The organism is Streptomyces sp. NBC_01515, assembly GCF_045040345.1.
Lineage (GTDB): Bacteria > Actinomycetota > Actinomycetes > Streptomycetales > Streptomycetaceae > Streptomyces.
In genome coordinates this window covers 5,163,680-5,184,130 of record NZ_CP109416.1, presented here as the reverse complement: position 1 = coordinate 5,184,130, position 20,451 = coordinate 5,163,680, and the positions used below count along the sequence as shown (strand labels likewise).

At 68.4% G+C, this 20,451-nt stretch carries 16 protein-coding genes and 1 pseudogene; 14 read left to right on the top strand and 3 right to left on the bottom strand.

The window, feature by feature from the left end; translation table 11 throughout:
* Positions 1 to 75: 75 nt before the first annotated feature.
* The 5 genes and pseudogenes from OG407_RS23010 (at position 76) to OG407_RS22990 (ending at position 5,730) form a co-directional block, all read left to right on the top strand.
* Positions 76 to 1,161 (top strand): aldose 1-epimerase, encoded by a 1,086-nt coding sequence (locus tag OG407_RS23010; protein ID WP_405860755.1) that lies wholly within the window; start codon positions 76 to 78, stop codon positions 1,159 to 1,161.
* 1,572 nt (positions 1,162 to 2,733) lie between these two features.
* Positions 2,734 to 3,693 carry a DUF3710 domain-containing protein gene (locus OG407_RS23005; RefSeq protein ID WP_405860753.1) on the top strand — a complete coding sequence of 320 codons (960 nt, stop codon included), beginning with the start codon at positions 2,734 to 2,736 and terminating at the stop codon, positions 3,691 to 3,693.
* A gap of 132 nt (positions 3,694 to 3,825) precedes the next feature.
* Positions 3,826 to 4,278, top strand: a pseudogene (locus tag OG407_RS23000) (hypothetical protein); the annotation flags it as partial.
* On the top strand, positions 4,275 to 4,964 hold the full coding sequence (locus OG407_RS22995) for a YdcF family protein (protein WP_405860751.1): 690 nt from the start codon (positions 4,275 to 4,277) through the stop codon (positions 4,962 to 4,964). The pseudogene OG407_RS23000 and the gene OG407_RS22995, both read left to right, overlap by 4 nt.
* A 28-nt stretch (positions 4,965 to 4,992) precedes the next feature.
* Positions 4,993 to 5,730 carry a WbqC family protein gene (locus OG407_RS22990; RefSeq protein WP_405860749.1) on the top strand — a complete coding sequence of 246 codons (738 nt, stop codon included), beginning with the start codon at positions 4,993 to 4,995 and terminating at the stop codon, positions 5,728 to 5,730.
* Positions 5,731 to 5,798: 68 nt separating this feature from the next.
* Here OG407_RS22990 and OG407_RS22985 read toward each other — a convergent pair whose 3' ends face one another.
* Positions 5,799 to 6,236: a hypothetical protein gene (locus OG407_RS22985; RefSeq protein ID WP_019061278.1), complete on the bottom strand. Its 438-nt coding sequence runs from the start codon at positions 6,234 to 6,236 to the stop codon at positions 5,799 to 5,801.
* Positions 6,237 to 6,863: 627 nt separating this feature from the next.
* Here OG407_RS22985 and hemL point away from each other — a divergent pair.
* The 9 genes from hemL to OG407_RS22940 all read left to right on the top strand — a co-directional run bounded on the left by hemL (position 6,864) and on the right by OG407_RS22940 (position 16,627).
* On the top strand, positions 6,864 to 8,171 hold the full coding sequence (gene hemL, locus OG407_RS22980; RefSeq protein WP_405868546.1) for a glutamate-1-semialdehyde 2,1-aminomutase: 1,308 nt from the start codon (positions 6,864 to 6,866) through the stop codon (positions 8,169 to 8,171).
* Positions 8,168 to 8,854: a histidine phosphatase family protein gene (locus tag OG407_RS22975; RefSeq protein ID WP_327402124.1), complete on the top strand. Its 687-nt coding sequence runs from the start codon at positions 8,168 to 8,170 to the stop codon at positions 8,852 to 8,854. The genes hemL and OG407_RS22975 overlap by 4 nt, the downstream gene beginning before the upstream one ends.
* A 147-nt stretch (positions 8,855 to 9,001) precedes the next feature.
* Positions 9,002 to 10,309 carry a hypothetical protein gene (locus OG407_RS22970; RefSeq protein ID WP_405860747.1) on the top strand — a complete coding sequence of 436 codons (1,308 nt, stop codon included), beginning with the start codon at positions 9,002 to 9,004 and terminating at the stop codon, positions 10,307 to 10,309.
* A gap of 102 nt (positions 10,310 to 10,411) precedes the next feature.
* A complete protein-coding gene (locus OG407_RS22965; RefSeq protein WP_405860745.1) occupies positions 10,412 to 11,014 on the top strand; it encodes a TlpA family protein disulfide reductase in 603 nt (200 codons plus the stop codon).
* Positions 11,015 to 11,020: 6 nt separating this feature from the next.
* Positions 11,021 to 11,782 carry a cytochrome c biogenesis CcdA family protein gene (locus tag OG407_RS22960; RefSeq protein ID WP_405860743.1) on the top strand — a complete coding sequence of 254 codons (762 nt, stop codon included), beginning with the start codon at positions 11,021 to 11,023 and terminating at the stop codon, positions 11,780 to 11,782.
* Between the two features lie 3 nt (positions 11,783 to 11,785).
* The gene (locus tag OG407_RS22955) at positions 11,786 to 13,825 is read left to right on the top strand and encodes a cytochrome c biogenesis protein ResB (protein WP_405860741.1); all 2,040 of its coding nucleotides are present in this window, start codon (positions 11,786 to 11,788) and stop codon (positions 13,823 to 13,825) included.
* Entirely contained in the window at positions 13,822 to 14,940 is a 1,119-nt protein-coding gene (gene ccsB, locus OG407_RS22950; protein WP_405860739.1) for a c-type cytochrome biogenesis protein CcsB, read from the top strand. Before OG407_RS22955 ends, ccsB begins: the two co-directional genes overlap by 4 nt.
* 98 nt (positions 14,941 to 15,038) lie before the next feature.
* Positions 15,039 to 15,659, top strand: a complete 621-nt coding sequence (locus OG407_RS22945) for an RNA polymerase sigma factor (protein WP_405860737.1) — start codon at positions 15,039 to 15,041, stop codon at positions 15,657 to 15,659.
* Positions 15,656 to 16,627: a CU044_5270 family protein gene (locus OG407_RS22940; protein WP_405860735.1), complete on the top strand. Its 972-nt coding sequence runs from the start codon at positions 15,656 to 15,658 to the stop codon at positions 16,625 to 16,627. The genes OG407_RS22945 and OG407_RS22940 overlap by 4 nt, the downstream gene beginning before the upstream one ends.
* 13 nt (positions 16,628 to 16,640) lie before the next feature.
* Here the strand turns inward: OG407_RS22940 and OG407_RS22935 are convergent, their stop codons facing one another.
* Together OG407_RS22935 and OG407_RS22930 are read right to left on the bottom strand one after the other, a co-directional pair.
* Positions 16,641 to 18,182: an ABC transporter substrate-binding protein gene (locus OG407_RS22935; protein ID WP_405860733.1), complete on the bottom strand. Its 1,542-nt coding sequence runs from the start codon at positions 18,180 to 18,182 to the stop codon at positions 16,641 to 16,643.
* Positions 18,179 to 20,317: a hypothetical protein gene (locus tag OG407_RS22930; protein WP_405860731.1), complete on the bottom strand. Its 2,139-nt coding sequence runs from the start codon at positions 20,315 to 20,317 to the stop codon at positions 18,179 to 18,181. Before OG407_RS22930 ends, OG407_RS22935 begins: the two co-directional genes overlap by 4 nt.
* Positions 20,318 to 20,451: the final 134 nt, after the last annotated feature.

Below are 20,451 nucleotides of genomic sequence, written 5' to 3'. Positions count from 1 at the left end.
GGCCGTGGCGAGGGCGAAGGGGCTGGTTCCGGAGGCCGGGTGACAGGCGGGGGCGGGACGGCCGACGAGCATCGGATGCCCTACGAGTACCGGATGCCCTACGAGTACCGGATCACCGAAGGCCGCCTCGGCGACGAACCCACCGTGACCGTCTCCGCGCCGGACGGTACCGCCCGCGCCGTCCTCGCCCTGCGCGGAGCGACGCTGCTGAGCTGGCAGGTCGCACGCGAAGCGCCCGGGCAGCTCACTGAACCGACCGAACCGACCGAACCGACCGAACCGACCGAACCTCCTGCACTGGTTGAACTGACGGACGGCTACCGCGACGAGGCGGAACTGCGGTCGCAGGACGGCGTACGGGCGGGCCTCCTCGCCCCGTTCTCCAACCGTGTCGCCGACGGCCGCTACCACCACGGCGGCCACGGCCACGACCTGCTGCCCGCCCGCGTCGGGGACCGCACGATCTACCACGGCTTCGCACGCGAAGCGCCGTTCCGGCTCGTCGGGGCCACCACGACGCCCGACTCGGCGAGGCTGCTGCTGCGCAGCACGAGCATCAGACCGGACAGGTACCCCGGTTACCCGTTCGCGCTGGACCTCGACGTGGAGTACACGATCGGCCGCCGCGAGCTGGGCATCGAGATCCGGGCGACGAACGTAGGGGAGACCACCGCCCCCTACGCGTCGGGCTGGCACCCGTACTTCACCCTGTCCCGCCCCGTCGACGACCTGGTCCTGCAGATCCCCGCCCGCACCCTGATCCGCACCGACGCCTCCCTCATCCCCCTGCGCGGAAAGGAGGCCCTGCTGCCCCTGGACCGCCGCCCCGACCTGGACTTCCGTACGCCCAGAAGGCTAGGCGACGCGGTCATCGACGCCTGCTTCGCAGACCTAGCCCCCGGACCCGGCGTCCGCACCGAGACGGTACTGAGCGACCCCGCGACCGGAGCCGCCCTACGGGTGTGGCAGTACGGCGGCTACATGCACGTGTTCACCGGCGACACCCTCGCCCGCGACCGGCGAGCCTCCATCGCCCTGGAACCCGTCGAGGTACCCACCGACGCCTACAACCGCCCCGAACACGCCGACGCCCTGTCCCTGGAGCCCGGCCGGCAGCGGGAGTTCCGCTTCGGGGTCACGTACCGGCCCTCGACACGTTGAACCTCGCCACATTGAAGGTGGACATATGGTCGACGAAACATCGAGTCTCTTCGATGGCGAGGTCGATTTGGAGAATCTGGCTGCCCGGTCTGGTAGCGCCGTAGGGAAGTATCACGCTGACAGTCACTCGATCCGAACAATCATCGAAGCTCCTGATTTCATCGGGCAGACCGAAATGGGAGCGCGAACGAGGGTCTACACCGTCATTCGTGATGCGGATACCTTGAAGCTGAAGACGATGCATCCAGGGCTTCCTAGAGATATACGAGGGTATTGACGGATGTCGCTGAAGATGCAGGTGAGGGGCGGAGACGGTGCAGTGCTGGCCCCACTGGTCTCGCTCGGGAGCATCAATCCGCTACTCCAGGGGATCGACCGTGAGCGTTTTCCCCTCTTGGGTCACATTGATCCGTATGGGGATACAGTCTTCAATTCTCTTCAGGTCCGTTCGCTCATGAAGGAATTGAATTCCTGGTCGCCGGGAGTGGCGGACATTGAGACCTCCATCAGTCGACTGGTCGAGTACTGCAAATTCGTCCTGGCAGATACTCATAGATATCTGTGGATTTTCGGAGATTGATGTTCCGGCCCTGGAAAGGAGATGAATCAGCCGACCTGATCAGGAATCTCTTACAGCCTCACCGGATTCTGATTCTGGTGAGGCTGTCGGGGCCCCTGAAGGCAATAGTCGATGGTAACGAGCGCACCACACCGTCCGCCTTCCGAGGTCAGCAACAGATGAAGTCATGCAGTCTCTAAATGAAGCGTTTGGGGGGGTGATGGGCGGCCAAGAGCCCGATCAAATTGAAATGATCCTCGACCCATCAGTTGAAGCCTCCCACAGAATCGCGGCACTCCGGGTGATTTCCCAAGCCGATTCGGAGCGGGCGCTCCAGTTGGCGATCAGGGTATCTGAGAACCAGGAAGAAGGGCGTGGCATCCTCATTGCGTTCGGGAGGGAGTTGGGCCGGATTGCGTCGACTCATCGTTGGGTTACCGAATTTGAGCTTAGGAATATGAGTGAGCCAGCCTTTAATAGCTACTGTGAGAATCTCCGATAGCTTGCGGAAGGTGGAAGTCTGAGTATTTCTGCCGGAATGGTATGGGCTCGCCTGTTACGGGAAGAAAGTTCAGTGAAGATGTCGATCCGGATACTGACGGACTTATGTCGAGCAGGACTGGATCACCGAATCTGATCGTTCGAACTGCGGACTTCGCTAAGGTTCTCGGCGTATGGGCTGTAGTGCTTGATTGATCGAACGGGGAAGGATTCCCTGGCAGTAGGCAGATAGGTTCCGGTGGATTAATTTCCGGCGGCGCCCACCTGCTGTTTGGCGACAAGAACGCCAGTCGGCCGAGGTCACGGCCGAAGCGGGCGTAGAACACGCGGAGTTCAAGACTGGCGCGGTCGGGGAACTGCCCAGCGTTGAGCAGGGGGTCGGTGATCACATCAGGGGTGGCGAGCGGGGCGGTAGACCTGGTCAGCGCGGTGGTTGTGACCGCTACTTTCGGCTTCGACGCGCTCAAGAAGGGGCTGGCGCGCAGAGCACGAAGGGCAGCGGAGGGTGGCCGGTGAACCAGGCCAGAGCGGATGCTGAGGGAATCGTCGAGCAATACGGTCGGGACGGGGTCCTGTCCTCAGAGAGCCTTGCCTCTGCGGAGTTCGGTGTCTGGGATCGACTGACTCCGGGCGTGCTCCTCGTCATGGCTCTTGGTATTGCCGCAGTTGAGGACCCGTCGTTCGTCGAGCGGATCGCGGAGTCGGACGACACGCTACTGGCCGGGTTGATCTCGGGAGACTTGCGCGCGATTGAACTGGGCGTCGAGGACGCGACTAAAAGCTGGGATCAGATTGTTGCCCGGCTCGTAGAGTACGTTCAGCGCCCCGATGCGTCGGCGGGCACCCTCGACGTTCTGTTGTCGGAGGCGGAAGAGCTCTGGTTCGAGGTGCTTGATTCCGGCGAGATGACGCGTCCTCAGATGAGGGACGGCGAGTTCGGGCCCTGGGACGCGACCGAGACGCCGGTGTCCGCCGGAGTGGAGCGGCTCGACTACGGCGTGTTGAGGGTGCCGCTGTTGGAGGGCGCGGGTATGCATCCGCTGATGGCTGGTGGGCGTGCCGTCGGGGTGATCGTCTCTCTCGGTGATGCCGCCTTCAGCGTCCAGGCGTTCAGGGTTCCGGTGGGGCCGGCCTGGAGGAAGACCCTCCCGAAGATCATCCAGGGGATCCGGGATCAGGGCGGTACGGCGGAGGAGGCCGAGAGCAGTCTCGGATCCGAGGTCCGTGCGCGGATCTATGTTGTGAAGGACGGGCAGCGAGTGCTTCAGCCGACGCGGATCATCGGGTGCGACGGGCCGGGATGGCTGCTGCGTGGGAGCTACGGTGGGCCAGCGGCGCTGACGGACTTGGTGGACCCGCGGGCCCATCACCTCTTCACCCAAACGGTGGTCGACCTGTCGGCGGCGGAGGGCCAAGCGGACGCGACCCAGGAGATCACGAACCTGGAGATCCGCTGGCCTACCACGGAGTGAGCCGACTGGGATGGGTGTTCGGGTTCACCCCGTTCGGCAGCTCAGCGTAGGGCAGCGAGTTCCCGCGTCCACGCAACTGTGAATGCTCCCGGAACGCGAGCACGCGGGACTCGATTCCGTGCTGCAGCCCCCGCCCGATGGTACGAGGAACTCGCCGCCGACCAGCGGCTCAGCCGACGGGACCGGGCCCGGTCCCGGTTGTGGATCGGCACGGCGCTGAGCAAGGAGGGCAACAACGAGTACGCCACCAACGTCATGGCTGCTGCCACCCGCGACTTCGAGGAACTCGGTGAGCCGGAGGACTGGTCAGTGGCACACCAGAAGCTCGCCCTGGCCCACCGTGGCGCCGGCGACCTGAAGCAGGCCCTGCACTACATCGACATCGCGCGCACCACCGGCACGGTCGACTCGCCGATGCAGCGGGTGCGGCTGGACACCGCGTACGGGCACATCCTTCTGTCGGATGCGGCGACCCGGAATGATGGGCTGTCCGTCCTCGATCAGGCGGCGCAGGTGGCCCGGCAGTTCGGGCTGAGCCACCAGTTGCGCAGCATCGAGGGCATCCGAGAGGGCCAGCAGGGATGAGTCAGGGAGTGCCAGTGCCGGAGCACCAACAGCGTCAGATCACCGACGAGCAGTTCCACGACGCGACGTTGATCTGGAACTACCACCAGATGGGGCACGAGGCGCGCTCCTGCTCGGCGGCGATCGGACTCGGCAGCCACGACCTGGGCGTGGCCACCACAGCCGCCGACCTCTACCGCGCCGGCCTCTTCCCCGTCGTGGTGTTCAGCGGCGGCAACAGCCCCACCACCCGCGCCCGCTTCCCGCGTGGCGAGGCCGTCCACTACCGCGAGCACGCCCTGAGTCTGGGCGTGCCGGACGAGGCGATCCTGGTCGAGTCGAAGGCGGCGAACACCGGCCAGAACATCACCTTTTCCCGGGAGTTGCTGGCGGAGGCGGGCCTGGAAGTGGAGTCGTTGCTGCTGATCTCCAAGCCGTACATGGAGCGCCGCTCGTACGCGACCTGCCGCAAGTTGTGGCCCGAGGCCGAAGTCGTCTGCGCCTCCGAGCCTTTGGAGTTGGACGACTACATCAAGTCCATCGGCGACGAAAAGCTCGTTGTCGACATGCTCGTCGGGGACCTGCAACGGGTGATCGATTACCCGAAGTTGGGGTTCGCCGTCGAGCAGGACGTACCGGGGGATGTGTATGACGCTTACGAGCGCCTTCTGGACGCCGGCTTCGACAGCCGCCTCATCAACAGCTGACACACGCCGACTTGGGGCGAGTGGTGGAGTGTGCGCGATCCATCAGTCGAATCTGTTTCCCCGGCTGTCCACGCTGGCCAAGCTGTTCGCCGCTGACCGGTGGATCGTCCTCGACGATGTTCAGTTCGCGCGCCGGGATTACCAGCACCGCACCCGGCTCGCGGCCCTCGACGACCCGAGCAGGCAGCAGTGGCTCACGCTTCCCACGCGCCTGTCCAACGGACGCTCGACGCTCGTCAACCAGGCGCTGCTCGCTGGTCCGCGCCGGTCTCGTCGAACAGCCCATTTGCTGATTCGCCAGTACTACGGCCGCAGCCGCTACTGGCCTGTCGTGCGTGAGGTCTTGGACGTGGTCCTCGATCGGTTCGAGAACACGGACCGCGTGGCAGACCTTGCGAGGACATCGACCGTTGCCCTGCTCACTGCCCTCGGCTGGAGCGGTGAGGTACTGGAGAGCAGCGCGATCCCGACCCGCCGGGGCCGGTCCGAGCGACTGGCCGACCTCGCCGTAGCCACCGGCAGCACCTACTACCTGTGTGGCACCGGCGGCCTGCGCTACCTCGACCACCAGCCGTTCGCCGCCCATGGCATCACCGTTCTGCCCTTCCACACACCTGTGGATACGGGCGACCGGCTCTGGCAGTGGGCCCGACGGGTCAGCAGCCTCTGGGCGTTGAGCGCGAGCGGCCCGAGTGAACTGGCGACCATGTTGGCTGTGGAGCGAGAAGGCCATCTCGTTGGAATCCCCACTCCAGGCAGCCGGTAGTTGCGTCCCGGGACATGAAGAAGGCGGGGTCCGAGAACCCCGCCCCACACACACCACGAACTCTCAACTCACGGCCAAACAAGGCAATAAGGCTGATGCCCCGCCTCATGCAACCGGTGGCTGAAGTCCTGCCACTCGTGCAGCAGTTGGTACACATTGAACGCGTCCCGAGGCCCACCCCGGTCCGGCACCGTCGACCAGATGAACGCCGCCGCGCCGACCGCCTCCTCGCCGATTCCGCGGAGCGGGTCGACGACGGTCATCGGGAGTTTGACGACCGCGTAGTCCGGGTGCAGGACCACCAGTTCCAGCGGGGGCACCTTGTTGAGCGGGACGCCCTCGATGCCGGTGAGGACCATCGCGGCCATCGTCTCCGGCTTGATCTTGGTGAACATGCCGTTCATCCCGAGCTCGTCGCCGCCCAGTTCCTCGGGGCGCATGGAGATCGGGACGCGGGCCGCGGTCGCACCGTCGGGCGCGCCGAAGTATTTGTAGGTCACCCCCACCCGACCACCATTCCTGCTCCCCGCCCGCAACTGATCGATCCGACGTTCGATACGTCGCTCATCCCGATCCGACTCACCCGAAACCGAACCAGATCCCGGACCCGATCCCGGACCCAACCCCGATCCAGGCCCGCCCCGCCGCGCCTCGGCGGCTTCCTCCTCGTCACGCCGGTGCTTCCCCCGCCGGGCACGCCGAGGACCCAGGTCGTCAGTCCCCTCGCCCAGTCCGCCACCGCGATGCATATCTCCACCCGACTGCTTTTCCAGGACGCGTGACCCTCGCCGCGCAACCCGATCATCGTGTCAGTGACCTCCCCCACGGCCGCCCGCCGAAACGTGCGCTGAAACACCTGTCCGCAGGATCTGCGCAAGCCCTGAACACCGTCGCCCGCATGAGCTGTGTGTGTCTGTGTGTATCAGGTCCCAGTCTCGCAGACGGGTGGGGGCCCCTGCCCGGTCTCCCGCCGCCTACCCTGATGAGGTCACTGAGTCACCGGAGCCCCAGCTCATCCCGAGAAGTCCGAGAAGCCGGAGAAGTCGCAGGTCATGACCGAAACGTCAAGCGGAACGCCAAGCGAAACGCCCAGCGGAACGTCCAGCGGCGGGGCGAGTGGAGCGCCGCCTGCCCTGCCGTATCCCTACGACGCCCCCGTCTCGCAGGCTCTCTTCGACCGTGCGTCGGTCGTCACGCCGGGCGGCGTGAACTCCCCGGTGCGCGCCTTCCGCGCCGTCGGCGGCACGCCCCGGTTCATGGTCTCCGGCAACGGTCCCTATCTGACGGACGCGGACGGGCGCGAGTACGTCGACCTCGTCTGCTCCTGGGGTCCGATGATCCTCGGGCACTCCCAGCCCGACGTGATCGCCGCCGTCCACGACGCCGTCTCCCGCGGCACCTCCTTCGGCACCCCCGGCGAGGGCGAGGTCGCGCTCGCCGAGGAGATCGTCGCCCGCGTCGAGCCCGTGCAGCAGGTGCGGCTCGTCAGCAGCGGGACCGAGGCGACCATGTCCGCCATCCGGCTCGCCCGCGGGTTCACCGGGCGGCCCAAGGTCATCAAGTTCGCCGGGTGTTACCACGGTCACGTCGATGCCCTTCTCGCCGCCGCGGGCAGTGGCGTCGCCACCTTCGCGCTGCCCGACACCCCCGGCGTCACCGGCGCCCAGGCCGGCGACACGATCGTCCTGCCGTACAACGACCTCGAAGCCGTGAACGAGGCCTTCCACCGGCATCCCGGTGAGATCGCGTGCGTCATTACGGAGGCTTCTCCCGGGAACATGGGGGTCGTGCCGCCGGCTGCCGGGTTCAACCAGGGGCTCAAGGACGCCTGCCGGAAGAACGGTGCCCTCTTCATCTCCGACGAGGTCATGACCGGGTTCAGGACCAGCCGTGCCGGGTGGTTCGGGATCGACGGGGTCACGCCCGACCTCATGACCTTCGGCAAGGTGATGGGCGGCGGCTTCCCCGCCGCCGCGTTCGGCGGGCGCGCCGACATCATGGCCCACCTCGCCCCCGCCGGGCCCGTCTACCAGGCCGGCACCCTCTCCGGAAACCCCGTCGCCACCGCCGCCGGCCTCGCCCAGCTGCGGCTCCTCGACGACGCGGCCTACGACACGATCGACGCCGTGTCCGCGCAGATCCGGTCGCTCGTCACCGAGGCGCTCACCAAGGAAGGTGTCGCGCACCGGATCCAGAACGCCTCCAGCATGTTCTCCGTGTTCTTCACCGACCGGAGCGTGCGCAACTACGAGGACGCCAAGGCGCAGGAGTCGTACCGCTTCACCGCGTTCTTCCACTCGATGCTGGCGAGCGGGGTCTATCTGCCCCCCTCGTCCTTCGAGTCCTGGTTCGTTTCCACGGCCCACGACGAACGGGCCATCCAGCGGATCGCCGACGCCCTCCCGGCGGCGGCCCGAGCGGCGGCGGAGGCCACCCGATGACCAGCAGTGACACCGACATCACCGTCGTCCACGTGATGCGGCACGGCGAAGTCGCCAACCCCGAAGGGGTGTTGTACGGCCGTCTCCCCGGCTACCACCTCTCCGAGCTGGGGCGGCAGATGGCCGACCGGGTCGCCGAGCACCTCTCCTCCCGCGATGTCACGCACGTCGTCGCCTCCCCGCTGGAGCGCGCGCAGGAGACCGCCACGCCGATCGCCAAGGCGCACGGGCTCGACCTCGCGACCGACGGGCGGCTCATCGAGGCCGACAACGTCTTCCAGGGCAAGACCTTCGGCGTCGGCGACGGGGCGCTGAAGAAGCCGGACAACTGGAAGTACCTCGTCAACCCGTTCAAGCCGTCCTGGGGCGAGCCCTACGTCGACCAGGTCGTCCGCATGATGGCCGCGCTGGACGCCGCCAAGGACGCCGCGCGCGGTCACGAGGCGGTGCTGGTGAGCCATCAGCTGCCGATCTGGATCGTGCGGTCGTACGTCGAGCGGCGCCGGCTGTGGCACGACCCGCGCAAGCGGCAGTGCACGCTCGCGTCCCTGACGACCTTCACCTACCGCGGCGACAAGATCGTGTCCGTCGGCTACACCGAGCCGGCCCGCGATCTCGTCCCGGCCCACCTCCTCGCCGGCGCGAAGCCCGTCAAGGGCAAGGACAAAGCGTTCGGCGCCTGACAATCGCGGTCCGTTCACTCCTCGGAGCCGCTCGTCGGGACAGCTCTGTGACATTTGTTTCGCAACCCACATCGTTCACGGCGAACTTTCTTGCCCGTCGCGTCCTCTCACAGGTAGACCACAGAGGACGCGACGGATGGGGAAGCAATGCGGAGTCTCACTCGACGGGGAGCGCTCGGAGTCGGTGCGGGCGCCGCGGCGGCCGTAGGACTCGCGGGGTGCGGGACGCTCGGCTCCGGCGGGTCGAACTCCTCCGGTTCCTCCGGCTCCTCCGGCGGTTCCGGTAAGGGCTCCTCCGGCGGGCCCACCAAGTCCATGGAACCCCGGGCCAAGCCCATCGGCGACGGCTCCACGTCCTTCACCGGCGCGCAGCCCAAGCAGCCCGCGAAGCCCGTGCCGTTGGAGCCGGGGCAGACCCCGCCGCAGTTCGTGATCTTCTCCTGGGACGGCGCGGGCGAGGTGGGCAACGGCCTGTTCCCCCGCTTCCTCGACCTCGCCAAGCAGCACGGCGCGAGCATGACCTTCTTCCTCTCCGGCATCTATCTGCTGCCCGAGTCGAAGAAGCGCCTGTACAACCCGCCGAACAACGCGCAAGGCGCCTCCGACATCGGCTACCTCACCGACGAACACGTCAAGGCGACCCTGACCAACGTCCGCCGCGCGTGGCTGGAGGGCCACGAGATAGGCACCCACTTCAACGGCCACTTCTGCTCCGGCTACGGCACGGTCGGCAACTGGACGCCCCAGCAGTGGCGCAGCGAGATCGACCAGGCCAAGTCCTTCGTCAAGGAGTGGCGCACCAACACCGGCTGGCACGACCTGCCGTCCCTGCCCTTCGACTACGAGAAGGAACTCGTCGGCGGTCGCACGCCCTGCCTCCTCGGCCAGGACAACCTGCTGCCCACCGCCCGCTCCCTCGGCTGGCGCTACGACGCCTCCTCGCCCGGCGGCCGCCAGGTCTGGCCCGTGAAGCGCAACGGCGTCTGGGACTACCCGCTCCAGGCCGTCCCCTTCCCCGGGCACAGCTTCGAGGTCCTCTCGATGGACTACAACATGCTGGCCAACCAGTCGGTCAACTCCACCAACGCGCCCGCCTACAACTACCCGGGCTGGCGTACCCAGGCCGCGCAGGCCTACATATCCGGCTTCCAGCGCGCGTACGAGTCGAACCGTGCCCCCTTCTTCATCGGCAACCACTTCGAGCACTGGAACGGCGGCATCTACATGGACGCCGTCGAGAAGGCCTTCAAGCACATAGCCCAGCTGAGGGAGAAGGGTGAGGACGTACGGCTCGTCTCCTTCAAGCAGTTCACCGACTGGATCGACGTGCAGAAGCCCGAGGTGCTGGCCCAGCTGCGCACCCTCGACGTCGGCCAGGCCCCGTCCGGCGGCTGGAAGTCGTTCCTGGCCGCGAGCCCGAGCAGTTCCTCGTCGGCCGCCGGAAGCGCCGCCTGAAGCGCTGCCCGAAATGCCGCCTGAAGCGTCGCCTGAAATGCGGTTTTCCGCCCGTGAGGGGGGCGCGCAAGATCCCCAGAACGGGCATGCGAAACTTTTCACATGAGTGCCGCCAGTCGCGCCCGTAGCCGCCCCGTCCTGTCGACCGCCGGTGTAGCCGTCGCCGCGTTGGTGCTGTCCGCGTGCAGCTCCGGAGGGACCTCCGGAGGTTCGGGCAACACCAACTTCATCACCGGCTCCGACGGCATCGCGACCGTCAAGAAGGGCGACCGCCAGGCCGCCCCCGACCTGTCCGGCAAGACCATCGACGGGAAGACCCTCAACACCGCCGACTACAAGGGCAAGGTCCTCGTCGTCAACGTGTGGGGCTCCTGGTGCTCCCCGTGCCGCGCCGAGGCGGACAACCTGGTCCAGGTCGCCAAGGCCACGGCCGACAAGGACGTCCAGTTCGTCGGCCTCAACACCCGTGACACCAGCACCGAACCGGCCGTCGCCTTCGAGAAGAAGTACCAGGTCCCGTACCCGAGTCTCTACGACCCGACGGGCCGGCTGATGCTCCGCTTCAAGAAGGGCACGCTCAACCCGCAGGCCATCCCCTCCACGATCGTCATCGACCGGGACGGGAAGATCGCGGCCCGCGCACTCCAGGCACTCAGCGAGGACAAGCTCCGCGAGATGCTCGACCCGGTCATCGCGGAGAAGTGAGCTGACGTGCTGCTGGCAGCAGTTACCGAGCCCAACACCACGGTCCGCAGCGGGGCGTTGCTGCTCGCGCTGCCGATCGCCGTGCTCGGCGGACTCGTCTCCTTCTTCTCCCCGTGCGTCCTCCCGCTCGTCCCCGGCTACCTCTCCTACGTCACGGGAGTCACCGGCACCGACCTCGGTGACGCCCGGCGCGGGCGGATGGTCGCGGGCGCCTCTCTCTTCGTCCTCGGCTTCACCATCGTGTTCGTCTCCGGCGGGGCCCTGTTCGGCTTCTTCGGGCAGACGCTCCAGGAGAACAGGGACGTCCTGTCCAAGGTGCTGGGCGTGCTCATGATCCTCATGGGTGTGTTCTTCATGGGGATGATGCCCTGGCTCACCCAGCGCGAGTTCCGATTCCACAAGCGGCCGACGACCGGGTTGATAGGGGCTCCGCTGCTCGGGGCGCTCTTCGGCATCGGCTGGACCCCGTGCATCGGTCCGACGCTCGCGTCGGTGCAGGCGCTCTCCATGGACCAGTCGAGTGCCGGTCGCGGCGCCATACTGACCGTCGCGTACTGTCTCGGCCTGGGTGTCCCCTTCGTCCTCACCGCGGTCGCGTTCCGCAAGGCCCTCGGTGCCTTCGGCTGGGTCAAGCGCCACTACGTCTGGGTGATGCGCGTCGGCGGCACCATGATGATCGTGACCGGCGTGCTGCTGCTCACCGGCGCCTGGGACGCGCTGGTGCAGGACATGCAGAGCTGGTCCGACGGCTTCACTGTAGGGATCTGATCGATGAGCAAGACGACCGCCGACTCGCCCGCCGAGACGCCCCGGGCCGACCCCTCCGGCGACGACCAGGACCTCGGCGCCGCCGGCTCCCAGCTCTCCACGGCCCCCGTCGAGACCGCCATGCCCGGCTCCTTCGGCGGCAACCGCGCCCCCGGTTTGACCGGCTGGCTCGCCTGGACCGGTCGTGAAGTGCTCGGCTGGGCGCGCTGGTTCTGGCGCCAGCTGACCTCGATGCGGGTCGCGCTGATGCTGCTGTTCCTGCTGTCGCTCGGCGCGGTCCCCGGCTCGCTGATCCCGCAGTCCGGCACCGACGCGCTGAAGGTCTCCGAGTTCCAGGACGCGCACAAGACGCTCGGGCCGATCTACCAGAAGCTCGGCCTCTTCCACGTCTTCAGCTCGGCGTGGTTCGGCGCGATCTACGTCATGCTGTTCGTCTCCCTCGTCGGCTGCATCATCCCGCGCACCTGGCAGTTCGTCGGCCAGCTCCGCGGCCGTCCGCCGGGCGCGCCCAAGCGTCTCAACCGCCTTCCCGCGTACGCCACTTGGCGCACCGCCGCCGAGCCGGAGCAGGTCCGCGAAGTCGCCCTCGCGACGCTGAAGAAGCGGCGCTTCCGGGCCCACGTCGACGGTGACGCCGTAGCCGCCGAGAAGGGCTACCTGCGCGAGACCGGCAACCTGCTCTTCCACCTCGCGCTGATCGTGATGCTGATCGCCTTCGCCTGGGGCCAGCTCTTCAAGTCCGAGGGCGACAAGCTGATCGTCGAGGGCGACGGCTTCTCCAACACCCTCACCCAGTACGACGACTTCAAGTCCGGCAACCTCTTCAGCGACGACGACCTCGTGCCCTTCAGCTTCAACCTGAAGAACTTCATCGGCACGTACGAGCGCACCGGCCCCAACCGCGGTACCCCGAGCACCTTCCAGGCCGACATCACCTACAGCCTCGGCGCCTACGGCAAGGCGGAGAAGCACACGATCAAGGTCAACGAGCCGCTGGAGATCGGCGACTCGAAGGTCTACCTCGTCAGCCACGGCTACGCCCCCGTCGTCACCGTCCGGGACGGCAAGGGCAACGTGGTCCTCCACCAGGCCGTACCGATGCTGCCGATCGACTCCAACATCACCTCGCAGGGCGCGATCAAGGTCCTCGACGGCTACAAGGACGCCCAGGGCGTCGCCGAACAGCTCGGTTTCGCCGCCCTGTTCGTGCCGACCTACGCCAAGGGCAGCGGCACGATGTTCTCCCAGTACCCCGGGCTCGACTACCCGGTGCTCAACGTGACCGGCTACCACGGTGACCTCGGCGTCAACGCGGGCATCCCGCAGAACGTGTACCAGCTGGACACGAAGAACCTGAAGCAGTTCAAGGACGCCAAGGGCAACATCCTCAAGGCCCAGCTGCTGCCCGGCGAGACGATGAAGCTGCCCAACGGCGCCGGGTCGATCACCTTCGACAAGCAGATCAAGGAGTGGGCGGGCTTCCAGGTCGTCCAGCAGCCCGGCACCACCTGGGCCCTGACCGGCGCGCTCACCGCGATCGTCGGTCTGGCCGGTTCCCTGTTCATCCAGCGCCGCCGCGTCTGGGTGCGGGCCACGCGCAGCGCCGACGGGGTGACGGTCGTCGAAATGGCCGGCCTCGGCCGCAGCGAGTCCGCGAAACTCCCCGAGGAACTCGGCGACCTGGCCGCCCTGGTGCACGACCGGGCCCCGACGAAGACGGACGGGGTCTCGACGAAGTCCGCCACCGGCTCGCCCACGCCCGGCACCGGCTCGGCGAAGTCCGACCAGGGCTCGGCGAAGACCGACGAGGCCCTGACCAAGACCGCCGGGGCCCCGACGAAGACCGACGAGGCTCCGGCGAAGACGGACGGGGGCTCGACCAAATCCGAGACCGGCTCGCCCACGCCCGGCACCGGCCCGACGAAGACCGACGCCGATCCGACGTCTGACGACGACCCCAAGACCCCCACCTCCGACGCCGACACCCACGACTCCGACTCCGGCGTCGAACCGCCCGTACCCGCCGAAGGGGCTGAGAAGTGACTCTCGCCGCCGCAACCGATTTCGCCTCCGTAACCAATCTGGCCGCCGCCACCAACGAGCACCTGGCCAACCTCAGCAACACGCTGATCTACTCCTCGATGGCCGTCTACACCCTGGCCTTCTTCGCGTACATCGCCGAATGGACCTTCGGCAGCCGCAGCAAGATCGGCCGTACGGCCGCCGCGCTGACCGGTGCCGACGCGAAGAAGGCGGCGGCGCCCGCCGTCACCGTGCAGAACGCCGGCGGCACCACCGTGCTGGAGCGGCCGAAGGTCGTCGTCCGGGCCGCGTCCGGCTCGCGCGACGTGCCGGACGGTCCCGGCGCGCACGGCGGGGACGAACAGGGCGACCTCTACGGCCGTATCGCCGTGTCCCTCACCGTTCTCGCGTTCCTCGTGGAGCTGAGCGGCGTTCTCGCCCGCGCGGCCTCGGTGGAGCGGGCGCCCTGGGGCAACATGTACGAGTTCAACATCACCTTCTCCACGGTCGCCGTCGGCGTGTACCTCACGCTGCTGCTGCTCAAGAAGAACGTGCGCTGGCTCGGCCTGTTCCTGGTCACGACGGTCCTCCTCGATCTCGGCATCGCCGTCACTGTCTTGTACACCGCCAGCGATCAATTGGTTCCCGCCCTCCACTCGTACTGGCTGTACATCCACGTCTCGACGGCGATCATCTGCGGCGCGGTCTTCTACGTGGGCGCCGTCGGCACGCTGCTCTACCTCTTCAAGGACTCGTACGAGAACAAGCTCGCGACCGGCGGCAAGCCCGGCGCCTTCGCCACCTCCGTCATGGAGCGGCTGCCCGCCTCGGCGAACCTCGACAAGTTCTCCTACCGCGTCAACGCGGCCGTCTTCCCGCTGTGGACGTTCACGATCATCGCGGGCTCGATCTGGGCCGAGTCGGCCTGGGGCCGCTACTGGGGCTGGGACCCCAAGGAGACCTGGGCGTTCATCACCTGGGTCGCCTACGCTTGCTACCTGCACGCCCGCGCCACGGCCGGCTGGAAGGGCCGCAAGGCCGCCTACCTGGCCCTGATCGCCTTCGGCTGCTGGATCTTCAACTACTACGGCGTCAACATCTTCGTCGGCGGCAAGCACTCCTACGCCGGCGTGTAAGCCGTAACCCGAAGCCGCAACTCCCGTACGGCGAAGGCCGGTTCCGTGTGACATGGGTCACCGGAACCGGCCTTCGTCGTACGGACAGGTAGAAGGGTGTGGATACGAATCTGCGGCTGAGGAAACGCATCCGCGCGGGGGACCACGACGCCTTCGGCGAGCTCTTCGACGCGTACGCACGCTCCGTCTACAACCACGCCTTCCGGCTCACGGGGGACTGGGCGCAGGCCGAGGACATCGTGTCGCTGACCTTCCTGGACGCCTGGCGCCTGCGCGGCAAGGTCGACGAGGAGGGCGGTTCGCTACGGCCCTGGCTGCTCGGCATCGCCACCAACGTCACGCGCAACACCCGCCGCGCCGCCCGAAGACACGCGGCGGCGGTCTCGCGGCTGCCCCGTGACGAGGTCGAGCGCGACTTCGCCGACGAGGTCGCCGCCCGCCTCGACGACACCGCCGAACTCGGCCTCGTACGCACCGCGTTGGCCACCCTGCGCCGCGCCGAGCGCGAGGTGCTCGCCCTGTGCGTGTGGTCCGGCCTCGACTACCGGGCGGCGGCCGAGGCGCTCGGGGTGCCGGTGGGCACCGTACGGTCGCGGCTCTCGCGGGCGCGCGCAAAGCTCGCGAAACATATCGAAAGCAGGGAACTCCCCCTGCGGGACGGACAGATGAGAGATGACCGCGGCAGTGCGGTCGGGCCCCTGAGGGAGGGACAACGATGAATCAACTCCCGGAACTTCCCGAGAGAGACCTTCCGCCGGGCCGTCACCGACTCCTCAAGGAGCATCTGATGACCGAGATCCGGCACGAGACCGCACCCGTCCAGGAGGGTGCGCCCGCTCCCCGGCGGAACAAGTGGCTGCGGCCCGCGATCGCCGCGACCGCCGTCGCCACCGCGGCGGCCGTCACCTTCGTCGTCCTGCCGTCCTCCGGCTCCTCCTCGGCGACCGCGCAGCCGCCGAGCAAGTCGACGACGGCGCTTCTGGAGGACATCGCGCTGGCGGCCGAGCACGAGAAGTCCTACGGCACGGTCCGCGACGACCAGTTCGTGTACGTGGACAGCAAGGTGTCCTACGCCGGGTACGAGGAGGGCAAGGCGACGAAGATCCCGCCGCTGCACCGGCAGGAGGTGTGGATGTCGGTGGACGGTCTCCATGTCGGGCTGGTGCGGGAGGCGGGCCGGAAACCGTACTCCATCCCGGTCGACGTGAAGCCGGACTGGCTGAAGTCGGGCAAGGGCGGCTGGGACGTTTCGTCCTACTACAACCATGTGAAGACGCTGCCGACCGACGCCGACGCGATGTACCAGTACCTCGCCAAGACCGCCCCGAAGGACAGCGGCCAGGAGAAGTACCAGGCGATGTTCGTGCTGGTCGGGGATCTGCTCCACGACTCGATCGTGCCGCCGGCGCAGAGCGCGGCGCTGTTCCGGGCCGTGGCCAGGATTCCCGGTGTGACGGCGGCCAAGGGGGTGAAGGACGCCGCAGGGCGGTCCGGTGTCGCCATCGGCCGCGACGATCCCGACAACCCGACCCGGGAGGAGTGGATCTTCGACGCGAAGACCTACGAATTCCTCGGTGAGCGCTCGGTGGCCACCAAGGACTACTCGGACGTGAAGAAGGGCACGGTCACCGCCGACACCGCCGTCCTGCGCCGGGCCATCGTCGACAAGGCGGGCGAACGGCCGTAGGAATCAAGGGCGTTCAGGCCGGAGGCAGGCAGTCCTTCGCGGGTGGCCTGTCCTCCGGCCAGGCGATCCGCACGAAGCGGGAGCCGCCCTTCGGGGTGAGTTCCACTATCGGTACGGCCTTGTCGTACGGGTTGCCGTGGACGTCCAGGCAGATCCAGCCGCTCGCCCCGTTCACCCGCAACGAGCCCTTCACCTGCGGCCATTGGAGGCCGACGTCGGCCAGCGGCGGGATCTTCTGCTGGTCGGGGGTGGCCTCGCGGATGCCGTGGACGGCGAGGCGCATCGCGTCGTAGGCGATGATCGCCTGGCCGTCGTCGAGGGAGACCGGGCCGATCGGGCCGACGGGGGAGGTCCTGGCGGTGGTCAGGAGTTTGTCGAGGTCCTGTGTGTCCTGGGCCGAACCGCCGGTCGCCGGGGCCTTGTTGACCCACGCGTCCGGGTGGGCGAGGGCGGTGTAGCGGACGGCGACGCCGTGTTGGAGGGCGGTGCGGTCGAGCTTCTTGTCGCCGGTGAGGTAGGAGCCCTCGTCGCCGGTGAGCACGGTGAACGTGCGGGACTGGCAGCCGCGCCGGCCCAACGCGTTGATGAACTGGCGGAGTTGGGTGTGCCGTCCGGCGAAGAACACGGTGTTCAGCTTGGCGTCCGTGTCGCAGACGAGGTCGGTGATCTGGCGGAAGGTGTTGGGCGTACTGCCCTCCTCGCTCCGGTTCGCGGGCGGCGTGAACGGCCACGACCCGTACGGCGAGCCCTTGAGCAGGGTGGCGAAGGCCTGTTGGAGGGTCTTCGTGTACGGGTCGCCGGGCTTGTCGTAGACCAGCAGGGCCCGGTCGGCGGTCACCTTGGCGTAGGCGGCGAGGGCGCGGGCCTCGTCGGTGTTGGTGGGGGAGACGCGGGCGAGCCCGGGGTAAGGGTCCTTGCCCCGCTGCCCGTTGGCGAGGTCGTCGGCGGTGATGGAGGAGCCGACCACCGGGATGCCGAGCCGGGTCAGTTGCGCCACGGCCTTCTTGTTGTTCTCGGTGCTCGTCCCTATCCCGGTGACCGCGCGCAGCCGGTCGGAGGAGTCCGTCATCGCCGAGAGCCGGTCGACCGTCCGCTCCCAATAGGCGCCGTCGGCACCGGGGTTGGCGAGCACCAGCCGGATGTACGGGGTCTCGCCGTTGTCGTCGTGGTTGGCTCGGTACTGCGCGAGATACGCGCCCTGCAACTCGTGCAGCACGTCGTTCAGGTTGTCGGCGTCGCTCGAACTGAACGGCTCGTACAGGGCGACGGTGACGTACGTACCGGCCTTGAGGGAGCGGTTCTCGCGGTCCACCGCTTTGATGGTGGCGGCGAACCGGCGCTGCCCGAAGTCGAACGACGAGGTCGACACCCCCACGCACTCGCCGCTGTCCTCGGGCCGGGCCACCCCGGCCGCGCAGGTGCGGTCGTCGTGCAGGAGGGTGCGGGTCAGCTGGACCAGCCCGAAGACGAGCGCGGCGGCGACGACCAGGGCCGTGTAGCGGTAGATCGGGATCGTCCGGATCCGCTGGACCAGTTCGTGCAGCCACGCTCTCATCGCCCGCCCCCGTCTCGGTCGTCGCCGCCCGGCACCCTCAACGGGCGCCCGGCCAGGGCCTGTTCGGGCCACTGCTGGGCGGCCCGCCACAGCGGTTCGCTGCCCGCGGGCCAGATGTTCGACAACTGCTCCAGATCGAAGTGCATCCGCCCCGCGACCTCCTCGTCCGGCAGCACCAGCGGATCCGTCACCTGCCACACCGCGTGCAGCAGCCGCCGTACGGTGAGATGCAGGGCCGGGTCCACGCCGGACGGGGGGTCCTCCTCGGCGTCCGTGCGGGCGAGCGCGACGGCCTTGCGGTGGTCGCCGGGCGCGCCGATGTCCCGGCCGTGCGGATCGTGCGCGTGGTAGTAGGGCGCGGCGGTGACGAACAGCAGCGTCTCCAGCCAGGCGTACGGCGTGATGGTGCGGAAGGTGTTCCGCAGGTACGCGACCGCGTCCGCCGTGTCGCCCAGGGCGAGTTCGTGGTGCAGGCGGTAGCGGGCGCGGGCCGGGGTGTCCGGGTTGCCGGGCAGGCCGTCGTAGTGCGAGAGCAGGGAGCGGTGGACGGCACGCCAGCGGCCGTGGTCGGCGTCGTCGAGGTGCAGGCGGAGCAGGAGCAGGGTGCGCAGGAAGGGGTCGCCGACGAAGTAGCCCTCGGCCGGGGGGAGTCCCTCGGCGGTGAGCTGGGTGCGCAGCCGGTTCACCCCGGCCGCCCCGAAACTGTCCCCGAGCCGGGCCTCGGCCAGGGCTCGCGCCGAGTCCCCGTCGTGCGCGGTGGCGAGCACGGCCAGCTCCTCCGCGAGCCCCGGCGGCACCAGCCGGTCGAGCAACTCCCGGTACACGGGCCGCCGTTCGTGCTCCGCGTCCCCGTCCGGCCTCAGCCCGGCGGTCAGCAGCTCACCCGGACTGACCGCCCCCGCGGGCCGGTTCTGCCGTACGGCCTGCCCGAGCACCGCGGCCCCCAGCGGACTGCCGGCCGTCAACCGGTGGATGGCGTACGGCAGTTGGGGCGGCACCTCGACACGCGTAGAACCGTCGGCGTCGGTGGCGCACACGTCGGCGATGACGCGCCGCGCCTCCTCGGGAGTCAGCGCAGGCAAGGTCACCAACAGGGCCCGGGACGAGGGCGAGGCCCCCGGCACCCACCCGCTCGCACGCGCCACCTCCGGCAGCGGATGCCGTACGGCGTCCGGCAGTTCGGGGTGACGCCGGCCGCGCAGCCCGGCGAAGAACACCACCTGGTCACTGGTGCCGTCGGCACGCTCTCTCAGCACGGCCTTCATCAGCCCCGGACCGGGCCCCGACTGCACGTTGTCGACGAGCACAACGGGCCGCCCGACCCGCCGCATCCGCTCCCACCGGCGCCGGTACGTGTCGCCCAGATCGGCCAACAGGGCGCGCAGCAGCCAGCGTTCGGCGTCCGCGCGGGAGGTGCCGTCGGCGCGGAAGTCCCGGGCGATCTCGATCAGCCCGCGCTTGGCGTCACCGCTCGCGCCCGGGTAGGCGCTGTACCAGTCCGCGCCCGCCTTCAGCAGCCCGTTCGGCGTCCACACCAGGTCGAAGAGGGTGTCCAGGGTCGCCTCGATGACGGCCTGGCCCACCGGCCCCGTACCCGACAGATTGGCGATCAGCCGGGAGGCGACCTTGCCGGCCCAGCCCTGCGCGATCACCGCCCAGCGCCGCGCCGGATCGCTCAGCAGCAGGATGCGCCGGGCCTCCTCGCGGGCACTGTCCTCGTCCTGCGAGCCCCACCCGGTCGCGCACACGGCGAGCAACCCGGCCTCCAGGCGCGGGAAGTCGATGCTCCCGGCGCCGTGCACCACCGGCTCCCGCAGCTGCTCCGCGACGGTCGTCAGCGCCTGCCACACCGGCGACCAGGTCGCGGCGGGCCGCCCGTCCGGCAGCCGGGTCAGCCGGTCCGCCTCGCAGTCGATCAGCGCGACCGGCGTGTGCCCGCGGTACGCGGTCCGCAGCTCGGCCAGCGCCATGCTCTTGCCGAGCCCGCGCGCGCCCGCGAGCACCACGAAGGGCGGTTCCGGGTGTTCGTACGGCGAGGTGAGCAGCTCGTACGGCCGCAGGCCGATCAGGCGCGAGGCGAGACCGGGCGGCTGTGCCTCGAACAGCGCCCCGCGTCCGTGCAGCCCTCTTCCCACCGCATCTCCCCCTGAGCGGTCGCCCGGCACCGGAACCTGTCTATCAACACCAGGGTAAATAGGGGGAGTTGTTTCGGACCAGATCGCGTGGTGTCCGTTGTGTTACGAAAATATCGGAACAGTGGACATAGCCG

Excerpts from the sequence above, each read along its gene's own strand:
- OG407_RS22935 (WP_405860733.1), bottom strand. The coding sequence starts at position 18,182 with ATGAGAGCGTGGCTGCACGAACTGGTCCAGCGGATCCGGACGATCCCG.
- OG407_RS22970 (WP_405860747.1), top strand. The coding sequence starts at position 9,002 with ATGCGGAGTCTCACTCGACGGGGAGCGCTCGGAGTCGGTGCGGGCGCC.
- OG407_RS22940 (WP_405860735.1), top strand. The coding sequence starts at position 15,656 with ATGAATCAACTCCCGGAACTTCCCGAGAGAGACCTTCCGCCGGGCCGT.
- OG407_RS22965 (WP_405860745.1), top strand. The coding sequence starts at position 10,412 with ATGAGTGCCGCCAGTCGCGCCCGTAGCCGCCCCGTCCTGTCGACCGCC.
- OG407_RS22995 (WP_405860751.1), top strand. The coding sequence starts at position 4,275 with ATGAGTCAGGGAGTGCCAGTGCCGGAGCACCAACAGCGTCAGATCACC.
- OG407_RS22975 (WP_327402124.1), top strand. The coding sequence starts at position 8,168 with ATGACCAGCAGTGACACCGACATCACCGTCGTCCACGTGATGCGGCAC.
- OG407_RS23010 (WP_405860755.1), top strand. The coding sequence starts at position 76 with ATGCCCTACGAGTACCGGATGCCCTACGAGTACCGGATCACCGAAGGC.
- OG407_RS22955 (WP_405860741.1), top strand. The coding sequence starts at position 11,786 with ATGAGCAAGACGACCGCCGACTCGCCCGCCGAGACGCCCCGGGCCGAC.